At 72.6% G+C, this 13,189-nt stretch carries 14 protein-coding genes; 5 read left to right on the top strand and 9 right to left on the bottom strand.

Annotated features, from left to right (window positions below; all coding sequences use genetic code 11):
• Nucleotides 1-112: 112 nt before the first annotated feature.
• Genes gatB through gatC form a run of 3 tightly spaced genes read right to left on the bottom strand, consistent with a single transcriptional unit; the run spans nucleotide 113 to nucleotide 3,413 of the window.
• Complete coding sequence (gatB, locus tag AB5970_RS05245; protein ID WP_370502860.1) at nucleotides 113-1,609, bottom strand: Asp-tRNA(Asn)/Glu-tRNA(Gln) amidotransferase subunit GatB; 1,497 nt, start codon at nucleotides 1,607-1,609, stop codon at nucleotides 113-115.
• Nucleotides 1,606-3,117 carry an Asp-tRNA(Asn)/Glu-tRNA(Gln) amidotransferase subunit GatA gene (gatA, locus tag AB5970_RS05240; RefSeq protein ID WP_370502859.1) on the bottom strand — a complete coding sequence of 504 codons (1,512 nt, stop codon included), beginning with the start codon at nucleotides 3,115-3,117 and terminating at the stop codon, nucleotides 1,606-1,608. The genes gatB and gatA overlap by 4 nt, the downstream gene beginning before the upstream one ends.
• A complete protein-coding gene (gene gatC / locus AB5970_RS05235) occupies nucleotides 3,114-3,413 on the bottom strand; it encodes an Asp-tRNA(Asn)/Glu-tRNA(Gln) amidotransferase subunit GatC (RefSeq protein WP_370502858.1) in 300 nt (99 codons plus the stop codon). The genes gatA and gatC overlap by 4 nt, the downstream gene beginning before the upstream one ends.
• Before the next feature lie 46 nt (nucleotides 3,414-3,459).
• Here gatC and AB5970_RS05230 point away from each other — a divergent pair, with 46 nt between their 5' ends.
• The 4 genes from AB5970_RS05230 (at nucleotide 3,460) to AB5970_RS05215 (ending at nucleotide 5,861) form a co-directional block, all read left to right on the top strand.
• Complete coding sequence (locus AB5970_RS05230; protein WP_370502857.1) at nucleotides 3,460-4,032, top strand: DUF5655 domain-containing protein; 573 nt, start codon at nucleotides 3,460-3,462, stop codon at nucleotides 4,030-4,032.
• A gap of 171 nt (nucleotides 4,033-4,203) precedes the next feature.
• A complete protein-coding gene (locus AB5970_RS05225) occupies nucleotides 4,204-4,371 on the top strand; it encodes a hypothetical protein (RefSeq protein ID WP_370502856.1) in 168 nt (55 codons plus the stop codon).
• Between the two features lies 1 nt (nucleotide 4,372).
• The gene (locus AB5970_RS05220) at nucleotides 4,373-5,074 is read left to right on the top strand and encodes a PH domain-containing protein (protein WP_370502855.1); all 702 of its coding nucleotides are present in this window, start codon (nucleotides 4,373-4,375) and stop codon (nucleotides 5,072-5,074) included.
• A 49-nt stretch (nucleotides 5,075-5,123) separates the two neighbouring features.
• Entirely contained in the window at nucleotides 5,124-5,861 is a 738-nt protein-coding gene (locus AB5970_RS05215) for a VOC family protein (protein ID WP_370502854.1), read from the top strand.
• 13 nt (nucleotides 5,862-5,874) lie between these two features.
• Here AB5970_RS05215 and AB5970_RS05210 read toward each other — a convergent pair whose 3' ends face one another.
• The 6 genes from AB5970_RS05210 to AB5970_RS05185 form a co-directional block, all read right to left on the bottom strand.
• Nucleotides 5,875-6,288, bottom strand: coding sequence for a pilus assembly protein CpaE (locus AB5970_RS05210; protein ID WP_370502853.1), 414 nt, complete (start codon nucleotides 6,286-6,288; stop codon nucleotides 5,875-5,877).
• Between the two features lie 26 nt (nucleotides 6,289-6,314).
• The gene (locus AB5970_RS05205) at nucleotides 6,315-7,316 is read right to left on the bottom strand and encodes a sugar phosphate isomerase/epimerase family protein (RefSeq protein ID WP_370502852.1); all 1,002 of its coding nucleotides are present in this window, start codon (nucleotides 7,314-7,316) and stop codon (nucleotides 6,315-6,317) included.
• Between the two features lie 2 nt (nucleotides 7,317-7,318).
• The gene (locus AB5970_RS05200) at nucleotides 7,319-8,461 is read right to left on the bottom strand and encodes a Gfo/Idh/MocA family protein (RefSeq protein WP_370503025.1); all 1,143 of its coding nucleotides are present in this window, start codon (nucleotides 8,459-8,461) and stop codon (nucleotides 7,319-7,321) included.
• Between the two features lie 100 nt (nucleotides 8,462-8,561).
• The gene (locus tag AB5970_RS05195; RefSeq protein ID WP_370502851.1) at nucleotides 8,562-9,614 is read right to left on the bottom strand and encodes a substrate-binding domain-containing protein; all 1,053 of its coding nucleotides are present in this window, start codon (nucleotides 9,612-9,614) and stop codon (nucleotides 8,562-8,564) included.
• Nucleotides 9,615-9,681: 67 nt separating this feature from the next.
• Nucleotides 9,682-10,731 (bottom strand): ABC transporter permease, encoded by a 1,050-nt coding sequence (locus AB5970_RS05190; protein ID WP_370502850.1) that lies wholly within the window; start codon nucleotides 10,729-10,731, stop codon nucleotides 9,682-9,684.
• Nucleotides 10,728-12,242: a sugar ABC transporter ATP-binding protein gene (locus AB5970_RS05185; protein WP_370502849.1), complete on the bottom strand. Its 1,515-nt coding sequence runs from the start codon at nucleotides 12,240-12,242 to the stop codon at nucleotides 10,728-10,730. The genes AB5970_RS05190 and AB5970_RS05185 overlap by 4 nt, the downstream gene beginning before the upstream one ends.
• Before the next feature lie 108 nt (nucleotides 12,243-12,350).
• Between AB5970_RS05185 and AB5970_RS05180 the strand changes: the two genes are divergently transcribed.
• On the top strand, nucleotides 12,351-13,189 hold an 839-nt coding region (locus AB5970_RS05180), incomplete at its 3' end, for an ROK family transcriptional regulator (RefSeq protein ID WP_370502848.1).

The raw sequence follows: 13,189 nt of genomic DNA, 5'->3' as shown, positions 1-13,189 counted from the left end.
TCCTCGGCCTGAACCAGTGGCGAACGCTACGGCCCGGGTATGGCGGGGACGTTACCGGCGGATCACGGGGACCGGTCAGCGCCCCGCCGGGGCGGGGCGCCGACCGCGGACGTCACTGCGCGATGCGCTCGAGCAGCAGCTCGCGGACACGGCCGGCGTCGGCCTGCCCGCGGGTCGCCTTCATGACCGCGCCGATGATCGCGCCGACCGGGCCGAGGTTGCCCGACCGGATCTTCTCGGCGATGTCCGGCTGCGCGGCCAGGGCGGCGTCGATGGCCTCGAGCAGCGGGCCGTCGTCGGAGACCACCTCGAGCCCGCGCGCGACGAGCACCGTCTCCGGGTCGCCCTCGCCCGCGAGCACGCCCTCGAGCACCTGGCGGGCCAGCTTGTCGTTGATCCGGCCGTCGTCGACCAGCTTCTGCAGCTGGCCGATCTGGGTGGGCGTCACGGGCAGGTCGGCCAGCTCGACCTCCTGCTGCTTGGCCGTGCGGGCCAGCTCGCCCATCCACCACTTGCGCGCGGCGGCCGGGCTGGCACCCGCGGCGATCGTGGTCTCGATGAGCTCGACCGCGCCGGCGTTGACCACGTCGCGCATCTCGGCGTCGGCGTACTCCCACTCCCCCTGCAGCCGTCGGCGGCGCGCGGCCGGCAGCTCGGGCAGGCCGGCGCGGATCTCCTCGACCCACGCGCGGTCCGGGGCGATCGGGACGAGGTCGGGCTCCGGGAAGTACCGGTAGTCCTCGGCGTCCGACTTCACGCGGCCCGACGTCGTGGTGCCGGTGTCCTCGTGCCAGTGCCGCGTCTCCTGGATGATCGCGACGCCGTCGTCGAGCACGCCCGCCTGGCGGCTGACCTCGTACCGGACGGCGCGCTCGACCGAGCGGAACGAGTTGACGTTCTTGGTCTCGGTGCGGGTGCCCAGGGGGCTGTCCGCGGAGGGCCGGATCGACACGTTGACGTCCGCGCGCACGTTGCCGCGCTCCATGCGGGCCTCGGACACCTCCAGCGCCCGGAACAGGTCGCGCAGCGTCTGCACGTACGCGCGGGCCACCTCGGGCGCCCGGGCGCCCGCACCCGTGATCGGCTTGGTGACGATCTCCACCAGCGGGATGCCGGCACGGTTGTAGTCGACCAGCGAGTACTCGGCGCCGTGGATACGACCGTCGGAGCCGCCGATGTGCGTGTTCTTGCCGGCGTCCTCCTCCATGTGCGCGCGCTCGATCTCGACGCGGAAGATGCTGCCGTCGTCCAGCTCGACGTCGACCCAGCCCTCGTAGGCGATGGGCTCGTCGTACTGCGACGTCTGGAAGTTCTTCGGCACGTCCGGGTAGAAGTAGTTCTTCCGCGCGAACCGGCAGGTCTCGGCGATGGAGCAGTTCAGCGCCAGGCCGATGCGGATGGCGTACTCGACCGCCTTGCCGTTGACCACCGGCAGCGAGCCCGGCAGGCCCAGCGAGACCGGCGTGACCGACGTGTTCGGCTCCTCGCCGAACCCGGCGGGCGCGCCGTCGAACATCTTCGTCGCCGTGCCCAGCTCGACGTGCACTTCGATGCCGATGACCGTGTCGTAGCGGGCCACGGCCTCGTCGTAGTCGACCAGCGTGCTCATCGGGCCACCTCCAGCTCGGGAGCCTTGGCCAGCAGCGGGCCACCCCACTCGTTCTCCAGCAGCGCCTCGAGCGCGGCACCCACGCGGTACAGCCGGTCGTCGGCCTTGGCCGGGGCCAGCACCTGGAACCCGACCGGCAGGCCGTCGTCGGACAGCCCGCTGGGCAGGGACAGCCCCGGCACGCCCGCGAGGTTGGCCGGGATCGTCGCGACGTCGTTGAGGTACATCGCCAGCGGGTCGTCCAGCTTCTCGCCCAGCTTGAACGCCGTGGTCGGCGCCGTCGGGGAGACCAGCACGTCGGCCGCCTCGAACGCCGAGGTGAAGTCGCGCTGGATGAGCGTGCGGACCTTCTGCGCGGAGCCGTAGTAGGCGTCGTAGTACCCGGCCGACAGGGCGTAGGTGCCCAGGATGATCCGGCGCTTGACCTCGTCGCCGAAGCCCTGGCCGCGCGTGGCGGACATGACGCGCTCGGCGGTCGGGTTGTCCTCGGGGACCACGCGCAGGCCGAACCGCATGCCGTCGAACTTGGCCAGGTTGCTGGACGCCTCGGCCGGCAGGATCAGGTAGTACGCCGCGAGCGCGTAGGTGAAGTGCGGGCAGGAGACCTCGACGATCTCGGCGCCCGCGCCGCGCAGCAGCTCGAGCGACTCCTCGAACCGCGCGAGCACGCCGGCCTGGTAGCCGTCGCCCTGGAGCTCGCGGATGACGCCCACGCGCACGCCCGACAGGTCGCCGTTCGCGCCCTGACGTGCCGCGGCGACCAACGGCGGCAGCGGCTCGTCGATCGAGGTCGAGTCGCGCGGGTCGTGCCCGCCGATGAGCTCGTGCAGCAGCGCCGAGTCCAGGACCGTGCGGGTCACCGGGCCGGCCTGGTCCAGCGAGGACGCCAGCGCGATGAGCCCGTACCGGGAGACCCCGCCGTAGGTCGGCTTGACCCCGACCGTGCCGGTGACGGCCGCGGGCTGACGGATCGAGCCGCCGGTGTCCGTGCCGATGGCCAGCGGGGCCTCGTAGGCGGCGACGGCGGCCGCCGACCCGCCGCCGGACCCGCCGGGGATCCGGTCGAGGTCCCACGGGTTGTGGGTGTTGCCGTAGGCCGAGTGCTCGGTGGACGACCCCATGGCGAACTCGTCCATGTTGGTCTTGCCCAGGATCGGCAGGCCCGCGGCCTTGATGCGCTCGACCAGCGTGGCGTCGTACGGCGGGATCCAGCCCTCGAGGATCCGGGAGCCCGCGGTGGTCTCGAGGCCCTTGGTGACGACGACGTCCTTGACCGCGATCGGCACCCCGGCGAGCGCGTGCAGCGACTCCCCGGCCGCGCGACGCGCGTCGACGTCGGCGGCGGCGGCCAGCGCCGCCTCGCCGCTGACCTGCAGGAACGCGTGGATCGCCCCGTCCACGTCGGCGATCCGGTCGAGGTGCGCCTGCGTCGCCTCGACGCTGGACACCTCCTTCGCGCCCAGCTTCTCCGCGAGCGCGGCGGCCGACAGCCTCGTGAGGTCGCTCACTGCTCCTCCCCCAGGATCTGCGGCACGGCGAACTTGCCGTCGATCTGGGCGGGCGCGGACGCCAGCACCAGGTCCCGGTCGACCGTCGCGACGGGCACGTCGGGGCGGAACACGTTGGTCAGCGGCAGGGGGTGGCTGGTGGCCGGCACGTCGGGCGTGGCGATCTCGCTCACGCGGGCGACCGACTCGACGATGACGTCGAGCTCGCCCGCGAGGCGGTCGAGCTCCGCCGGTGTGAGGTCGATCCGTGCCAGGCCCGCCACGCGCGCGACCTCGTCGCGAGAGAGGGTGGACATGCGTCGGAGTCTAGACGTTGGGGACCCGCTGCCTACGCTGGGCAGCATGGCGACGAGCCCCGACGACATGATGGCCGCGGTCACCGCGGGCATGGCCGCCCGCACCGGCCGGACGCTCGAGGAGTGGACCGCGCTGGTCCAGACGACCAGCGGCGTGGACCCCCTCGACCAGAACGCCGTGCGCCGGTGGCTCAAGGACGTGCACGGGGTGCCGCAGAACACCCAGTGGGCCATCGCCTTCGAGGTCGCGCGGCAGGCCGGCTGGGTCCAGCCCGACGTCGACGGCTACGTGGACGCCCAGTACAGCGGGCGCAAGGCGGCCCTGCGCCCGGTGTACGACGCCCTCGAGGCGGCGCTGCTCGGGCTCGGCGACGACGTGCGGCGCGAGGGCCGGTCGACGTACGTGCCGTTCGTCCGCGCCCGCCAGTTCGCGGCCGTCGCCGCCACCACCGCCACGCGGGTCGACGTCGGACTCCGGCTGGTCGACCCGCCCGACGACCCCCGCCTCGTGCCGGCGACGGCGCCCGGCTCCGCGACTTACAAGGTCGGCGTCACCGATCCGGCCGAGGTCGCCGACCTGCTCCCGCTGCTGCGCGCCGCTTACGAGCAGAACGGCTAGTCGGACAACCGTTCACCTTCTCGGTGTGTGCTCCCGCGCTCCGCGCCGCCCGGTAAGTACGCTTTGCCGGACCTGGCGGTGCCGGCCGGCCCTGTTCGACGTCGCGATCCGCTGCCGGTGCCCGATCGATCTCCCCCGACCGCGCCACCCGACGACGCCTTGCGAGGACCCATGCCGCCCAAGCTCAAGACCGCGCTCTTCTGGATCGTCGCGATCTTCCTGGTGTACGCCATCGTGACGAGCCCGGACCGCGCCGCCGACCTGGTGCGCGCGCTGTGGGACATCCTCGTCAACGCGTTCAGCAGCTTCGGCAGGTTCTTCTCGAACCTCGCCGCGTGACATGGGGACCGTCGAGCAGACGCTGGCGGGGCACCGGACCCTGCGCAAGTACGTGCTGCCCGGCGAGCGGGTGGTCCTGACCCGCCGGTCCCACTGGGGCAAGCTCCTGGAGCCCACAGTCACCACGGTGGCTGGATTCGTCGCCGTGGCGTGGTTGGTCGACGCGGCCGGCGGCGTCGTCGGCGACCGCTCGACGTGGCTCTGGTGGCTGTGGCTGGCGCTGGTGGCGCGGCTCGCCTGGCGGGTGGTCGACTGGCGCAACGAGTGGTTCGTCGCCACCGACAAGCGGATGCTCCTGCTCTACGGGCTGGTCACCCACAAGGTCTCGATGATGCCGCTGGTCAAGGTCACGGACATGCGGTACTCCCGGTCGATCGCCGGCCGGCTGCTCGGCTACGGCGAGTTCACGCTGGAGTCCGCCGGGCAGGACCAGGCCCTGGGGCGCATCTCGTGGGTGGCCGACCCGGACGCCACGTACCGCGAGCTGTGCGCGATCATCTTCACGCCCTCCCAGCCGCTGCACGGTCAGCCACCGTCCGTCCCGGTGCGCCCGGCCGTCCGCGAGCGCCGCGCGGGCGACACCCAGCCGATCCGCATCCCACCCCGGCGCACAGCGGGCCACGACGGCCCCGGCTGGGCGGTGTCCGGCGACCCGGGCACCTTCGTCCCGGTGCACGACCCGGACCACCGGTCCGGCGACTGACGGAAACGAGCAGGACGGCTCGGGCGCACCTCCCCTAGGCTCGGGCGCCATGCCGCTCCGACTCGTCCAGATGAACGTCAAGGCTCGCGACGACGCCGCGCTCGGCCGGTTCTGGGCCGACGCCCTCGGCTGGGGCCTGTCGAGCGAGGGACCCGGCGTGACCAACGTCGAGCCCCACGGGCTGGTCTGGCCGGACCCGGCGGCCGTGTACGTCGACGTCGTGTCGGTCCCGGACCCCGAGACGGTGCGGTACCGCACGCACCTCGAGCTCGCGTCCGGCTCCGCGGACCACCAGGCGCTGCTGGTCGCCCGGCTGCTGGAGCTCGGCGCCACGCAGGCCGACGCGGGCCGTCCGGACGCGCCGTGGACGGTGCTGGCCGACCCCGAGGGCAACGTGTTCCGCGTGCGGGAGCCGCAGGCGCTCTACCAGGACACGGGCCCGGTCGCCGCCGTGGTGGTCGACTGCGCGGACCCGTGGGCGATGGCCCGGTTCTGGGGCGAGGCGACGGACTGGACCCTGCACGAGCGGACCGACGACCTGGCGCGGCTGCGCTCGGCCCAGGGCGTCGGACCGTATCTGGAGCTGCGCCGCACCCCCGACGCCGAGCGGACCAGCAACCGGTTCCACCTCGACCTGCTGCCGTACCCCGGCGACGACCAGGCGGCGGAGGTGGCCCGGCTGCGGGCGCTGGGTGCCGCCGACGCCGACGTGGGCCAGGGCGACGTGCCCTGGACGGTGCTGGCCGACCCGGAGGGCAACGAGTTCTGCGTCCTCGCCCTCCGCTGACGCCGGCGGGCCGCTACACCCGGTCGACCGCGGCGAGCACGAGGGCGAGCAGGGCCTGGGCGTAGGCGTCCGCCGCCGAGTCGGACGTGAACAGCCGCTCTGGCCGGCCCGGCAGCTCGACCAGCACCTGGAACTGCCCGACGGTCGAGCGCGCGAGGCTGCGGAAGGTCCGGCCGAGCAGCTCGCGCAGCTGGTCCTCGCGCGGCAGCCACAGGGCGTCCTCCTGCGCGACCGAGTCGAGCGCCCACTCGGTCGTCCCGTTGAAGCCCAGCACCGTGCCCGTGGGGTACTCGTGCGGCTCCACCACCATGTCCGAGATGGTGAACACCTGGTCGGCCAGCGTCCGCACCGCGAACCGGTCGCCGGGCCCCGGGTGCCAGCGCAGGCCCGCCGTGTGGAGCTGCTCCGCGAGCGCGATGCTGATCATCACGCCAGTATCTGCCCCGGGCGGGCCTACCGTGCGCTGAACGCGGCGTCGAACGCCGCCGCCGGGGGGTCGAAGGCGTTGCGCCGCACGAACTCCAGCGCCTCGGGCGCGCCGAGCAGCCGGTCCATCCCGGCGTCCTCCCACTCCACCGAGATCGGCCCCTCGTACCCGATCGAGTTCAGCGCCCGGAACGACGCCTCCCACGGCACGTCGCCGCGGCCGGTCGAGACGAAGTCCCACCCGCGCCGCAGGTCGGCCCACGCCAGGTGCGACCCGAGCCGGCCGTTGCGGCCGTTGCCCAGCCGGAGCTTCACGTCCTTGCAGTCCACGTGGTAGATCCGGTCGCGGAACTCGAGGATGAAGTCGACCGGGTCCAGCTGCTGCCAGATGAAGTGGCTCGGGTCCCAGTTGAGACCGAAGGCCTCGCGGTGGCCGATCGCCTCGAGCGTGCGCACGCAGGTCCAGTAGTCGTACGCGATCTCGCTGGGGTGCACCTCGTGCGCGAACCGGACGCCCACCTCGTCGAACACGTCGAGGATCGGGTTCCAGCGGTCGGCGAAGTCCTGGTAGCCGGCGTCGACGGCCTCCTGCGAGACCGGCGGGAACATGGCGACGTACTTCCAGATGCTCGAGCCGGTGAACCCCACGACCGTCTTCACGCCGAGCTTCGCGGCCAGGCGGGCCGTGTGCTTCATCTCCTCGGCGGCCCGCTGCCGGACGCCCTCGGGGTCGCCGTCGCCCCAGACGACGTCGGGCAGGATGTCGCGGTGCCGCTGGTCGATCGGGTCGTCGCAGACGGCCTGACCCTTGAGGTGGTTGGAGATCGCGTAGACCTTGAGGCCGTACTTCTCCAGCAGCGCGAGCTTGCCGGCGACGTACTCGTCGTCGTCCCAGCGCCACGGGTCCAGGTGGTCGCCCCAGCACGCGATCTCGAGGCCGTCGTAGCCCCAGCCGGACGCCAGCCGCGCCACCTCCTCGAACGGCAGGTCGGCCCACTGCCCGGTGAACAGGGTGATCGGTCGGGTCATGGTCAGCTCTCCCTCGAAACCGGTGTCCAGGTGCTGTCGTCCGCCGCCGAGCGTTCCACCGCGTCCAGCACCCGCTGGACCACGAGCCCGTCGGCGAAGCTGGGCTCCGGCTGGCGGCCCGCCGCGATCGCGCCGACCAGGTCCACGGCCTGGTGGGTGAACGCGTGCTCGTACCCGAGGCCGTGCCCCGGAGGCCACCAGGCCGCCACATAGGCGTGCTCGGGCTCGGTGACCACGATCCTGCGGAAGCCCGCCTCGGCGGCGTCGTCGGAGGCGTCGAAGAAGTGCAGGACGTTCATGTCCTCGAAGTCGAACGCGAGCGAGCCGGCGGACCCGTTGATCTCGAGGCGGATCGCGTTCTTGCGCCCCCACGCGAACCGCGTGGCCTCGAAGGTCGCCAGGCCGCCGCCGGACATCCGGCCGAGGAAGATCGCGGCGTCGTCCACCGTCACGGGGCCGGTCGACGTCCCCGCCGTGCCGTGCAGCCCGGAGTGCTCCGAGGCGACGGGCCGCTCGTGCACGAAGGTCTCGAGCACCGCGGAGACTCCCGTGACCTGCTCGCCCGTGACGAACTGCGCGAGGTCGACGATGTGCGCCCCGATGTCCCCCAGCGCGCCCGAGCCGGCCTTCTGCTTGTCCAGCCGCCACGACAACGGTGCCTGCGGGTCCGCGATCCAGTCCTGCAGGTACTGCGCGCGCACGTGCCGCACGGTGCCGATGCGGCCGGTCGCGACGAGCGTGCGCGCCAGCTGGATCGCCGGGACGCGCCGGTAGGTGAACCCGACCATGGCCAGGCCGGTGCTGGCCTCCGCCGCGCGGACCATGGCCTCGGCCTCTTCGACCGAGTTGGCCAGCGGCTTCTCGCACAGCACGTGCTTGCCGGCCGCGAGCGCGGCGATCGCGATCTCGGCGTGGGTGTCGCCGGGGGTGCAGATGTCGACCAGGTCGACGTCGTCGCGGGTGACGAGCGCCTTCCAGTCCGTCTCCGTGCTCGCCCAGCCGAGCCTGGCCGCGGCCGCCTCGACCGCGTCCTTCGAGCGGCCGGCGACCACCGCCATGTCGGGGTGCAGCGGCAGGTCGAAGAACCGGGGCGCGTTGCGCCAGGCCTGCGAGTGCGCGATCCCCATGAACGCGTACCCGATCATGCCCACGCCCAGGCGCGGGGGTGCTGCTGTCACGGCTCCTCCTTCTGGCCCCGGGCGGGTCCCCTGCGGAGAGGGACCCGCCCGGCTCGGTCAGGCTGGGTCAGGACTCGAAGGCCGTGGGCAGGTACTGGTCCACGTTGTCCTTGGTGACCACGGGCGCGTACAGCTGGATCTTGCGCGGCACCTCGACCTCGACCAGGTCGCTCATCGACTTGCCCTGCACCAGCAGGCGGGCCAGCTTGATGCCGTCGGCCGCCTGGGTCGACGGGTAGATGACCGTCGCCTTGAGCACCGTGTTGTCGGCCTTGATGGCCTCCATGACGTTCTTCGAGCCGGCGCCGCCGACCATGAAGAACTCGTCGCGGCCGGCGTTCTCGATGGCCGCCAGGACGCCGACGCCCTGGTCGTCGTCGTGGTTCCAGATGGCGTCGAGGTGCGGCGCTGCCTGCAGCAGGTTGGCCGCGGCGGCCTCCCCGCCCTGGACCGTGAAGTCCGCCGCCACGCGGTTGCTGACCTCGAGGCCGCACGCGGCCAGCGAGTCCTTGAAGCCCCGGCTGCGGTCCTGCGTCAGCGGCAGGGAGTCGATGCCGGCGATCTCGGCGACCTTGGCGCCGGCCTTGCCGCCCAGCTGGTCGCAGATGTACGCGCCGGCGCTCACGCCCATGCCGTAGTTGTCGCCGAGCACCGTGGTGCGCGCGGCGTTCGGGTCGTCGAACTCGCGGTCGACGTTGATGACGACGATCCCGGCGTCCATGGCCTTGGTCGCCACCTCGGTGAGCGCCGCGCCGTCGAACGGCAGCAGGACGATGGCGTCGACGCCGTCGTTGATGAACTGCTCGATCTGGCTGATCTGCAGGTTGACGTCGTTGGTGGCCTCGGCCTGGACCAGCTCCACGTCGGAGTACTTGGCGGCCTCGGCCACGGCCGACTTGGTGATGGAGCCCATCCAGCCGTGGTCGGCGGCCGGGGCCGAGAAGCCGATGACGACCTTGTCGCCGGGCTCGTCGTTGCCGGTGGCCGCGACGGCCGGGACGGACGCGTCACCCGAGCTGGTGTCCTCGGGGGTGTTGGACGTGCAGCCGGCGACGACGAGCGCGAGAGCCGCGGTGGAGCCGGCGAGGGCGAGCCACCGGCGGCGCAGGGGTGCGGACATGACGATCCTCCTTGATCGGGACGTGCGGACGAGAGCGGAGCAGACGAGAGCGGAGCGGTCGGGGGGGTCAGGTACCGGCGCGGGATCGCTCGGCGATGCGCTGCTGGAGCAGCACGGCGACGACGATGATCACGCCCTTGGCGATGGCCTGTGCCGAGATGGACAGGTTGTTCTGCGTGAACACGTTGCTGAGCGTCGTGAAGATCAGCACGCCCAGGAAGGTGCCGACGATGGTGCCGCGGCCGCCGATGAGCAGGGTGCCGCCCACGACCACGGCGGCGATGGCGTCGAGCTCGTAGAGCTGGCCGTTGGTGGAGCTGCCGGCCGTGGTGCGGCCGAGCATCATCACGCCGCCGATGCCGGCCGTCAGCCCGCAGAGGGCGTACAGGTACATCGTGTGGCGCTTGACCTTGATGCCCGCCAGCCGCGCAGCCTCGGGGTTGCCGCCGACCGCGATGGTGCGGCGACCGAACGTCGTGCGGTTGAGCAGGACCCACCCGGCGACGGACACCAGGACGAAGATCCACACGAGCATCGGCACGCCGAGGGGCGACGACCGGAAGAACTCGAGGAAGGCGCTCACCTTGACGATCTGGGTCTGCCGGTTGGCGATGATCTCCGCCAGGCCGCGGGCGGACACCAGCATGGCCAGCGTCGCGATGAACGCGACCACCTTCCCGTAGGCGATGAGCACGCCGTTGATCAGTCCCGCGCCGATGCCGACGCCCAGCGCGCAGAGCACCATGATCGTCCAGTGGACGTCCTGCGCCATGGTCTGCGTGGCCAGCGTGGAGGCCCACACCGAGGCGAGCCCGATGACGGAGCCGACCGACAGGTCGATCCCGCCGCCGGTGATGACGAAGGTCATCCCGATGCTGATCACCCCGAGCACCGACGCCAGGCGCAGGATCGTCAGGACGTTGTCGATGCTGGCGAACCGCTCGCCGGCCGTGATGACGCCGAAGGCGCAGATCGCCACGAGGGCGATGACCAGGCCGAGGTTGCGCCCGGTGGCCCCGGAGAGGAGCCCCCCACGGGACCTCTCGTCGGCCTTGGCCACCTGCTCGACCCGAGCGGACTCGTCGGCGGCGGGGACTGTCAGGTCCTGGTCGCTCACGCGGCACTTCCTTCCATGACGAGGTCGAGCACGCGGTGCTCGTCGATGCCGGACGCCGGTCCGTCGTGGACCACGCGCCCTTCGGAGACCACCAGGACGCGGTCGGACAGGCCGAGCACCTCCGGGATGTCGCTGGAGACCACCACGACCGCGGCGCCCTGGGCGGCGAGGTCGGCGATCAGCCCGTAGATCTCGGCCCGTGCGCCCACGTCGACGCCGCGGGTGGGCTCGTCGAGCAGCAGCACGCGGCAGCCGTGCACCAGCCAGCGGGCGAGCAGGACCTTCTGCTGGTTGCCGCCGGACAGGGTGCGCGCGCTGCGGTCGGGGTCGGACGGCCGCACGTCCAGCGACTGGATCTGCTGGCGCGCGACGCGCCGCTCGGCACCCTCGTCGAGGAACGACGCCGTGGCGTTGCGGGAGAACGTCGAGAGCGTGATGTTGCGGTACACGGGCTCGTCGAGGATCAGGCCCTGGCTCTTGCGCTCCTCGGGGCACAGCCCGACGCCGGCGCCGACCGCGTCGCTGACCGAGCCCGGCCGCAGCCGGTCGTCGCCCACGCGCACCGTGCCGGCCGTGGCCTTGCGGGCGCCGAAGACGGTCTCCAGGATCTCGGTGCGTCCGGACCCGACGAGTCCCGCCAGACCGACCACCTCGCCGGCCCGGACCTCGAACGAGACGTCGCTGAACGCCCCGCGCAGGGCCAGCCCCTCGACGCGGAGCACCGTCGGCGCGTCGTCGGCCACGGCCGGTCGCGGCGGGATGGCGTACTCGACCGTGCGACCGGTCATGAGCTTGATCAGCTCGGCGGTGGGCGTCTGCGCGGCGGGGAGGCCGGTCGCGACCGTCCGGCCGTCCTTGAGCACCGTGATGCGGTCGCCGATCTGCCGGATCTCGTCGAGGCGGTGCGAGATGTAGACCACCGCGACGCCGGACGCGGTGAGCTCGCGCACCACGCGGAAGAGGTTGGTGACCTCCTCGGCGTCCAGCACGGCCGACGGCTCGTCCATGACGATCACGCGGGCGTCGTGCGACAGGGCCCGCGCCATGCTGACGATCTGTTTGCCGGCGGCGGACAGCCGGCCCACCTCGCGGTGCGGCGAGATGTCGCCGTGGCCCAGGCGGGTCAGCAGCGCCCGGGTGCGGGCGGTGGCCGCGCGGCGCTGCGAGAACCCGGCGCTGGCCAGCTCGTGGCCGAGGTAGATGTTCTCCGCGACGGACAGCCCGTCGACGACGTCGAGCTCCTGGTACATCGTCGCGATGCCCAGCTTGAGGCCCGCCACGGGGTGCGCGATGGTGACCGGGTTCCCGTCGAGCAGGATCTCGCCCTCGGACGGCTGGTGGGCGCCGGCCAGCACCTTGATGAGCGTCGACTTGCCGGCCCCGTTCTGGCCCAGCAGGCAGTGGACCTCGCCGGCCCGGATCTCCAGGTCGACGCCGTCCAGCGCCCGGGCACCCGGGAACTGCTTCACGATGCCGCGCATCTGCAGCAGCGGCGGGTCCACGTTGACCATGGGGGGAACGTAGGACCCACTTCTGTCGCTGGTCAAGCAAAAGTCGCCACGGATGTGTCATGGTTACGCGAACGTGACCTACACAAGGCGGAATGGTTCACTGTGCGCATGGACGAGCTCCTCAAGTTCGCCCCCAGGCCGACGGGCGCCGGGGAGATGTTCCAGCTCCTCCGCGACCGCCAGCCGCGCACGCGCTCCGACCTGGCCACGCTCACCGGCCAGGCGCGCTCCACCATCGCCGCCCGCGTGGACCTGCTGCTGTCGTCCGGCCTGGTCACCCCGGCCGGCGAGGCCAGCTCCACCGGAGGCCGGCCGCCCGCCACCTTCGCGTTCAACCCGGCGGCCCGGGTGGTCCTCGCGGTCGACCTGGGCGCCACGCACTCCCGGCTCGCGCTGACCGACCTGGTGGGGACCGTGCTCGCGGAGCACCACGAGCCGATCACCATCTCTGAGGGCCCGGTCCCCGTGCTCGACCGCGTCGTCGAGGTCGGGCTGGACCTGCTGGCCACCGCGGGCCGGCCGGTCAGCGACCTGGTGAGCGTCGGGGTCGGGCTGCCGGGGCCCGTCGAGCACTCCACCGGCCGGCCCATCAACCCGCCGATCATGCCGGGCTGGGACGACGCCGACGTCCCCGCGCTGCTCTCGCGCAAGCTGCGGGTGCCCGTGCTCGTGGACAACGACGTCAACGTCATGGCCCTCGGCGAGCACACCTCCCAGTGGCCCGACGTCGACCACCTGCTCTTCGTCAAGGTGGCCACCGGCATCGGCGCGGGGATCATCTCCGACGGCCAGATCCGCCGCGGCGCGCAGGGTGCCGCCGGCGACCTCGGGCACATCGCCGTCCCGGGCGGCGTCGACCGGCCGTGCCGCTGCGGCAACACCGGGTGCCTGGAGGCGGTCGCCAGCGGGCCGGCCATGGCGCGCGCGCGCGCCCACCCCCCCCCCCC

This window comes from Cellulomonas sp. ICMP 17802 (assembly GCF_041295535.1).
Classification (GTDB): Bacteria; Actinomycetota; Actinomycetes; order Actinomycetales; family Cellulomonadaceae; genus Cellulomonas.
The sequence above is the reverse complement of the archived record's forward strand: the minus strand, read 5'-3'. Positions and strand labels throughout refer to the sequence as shown.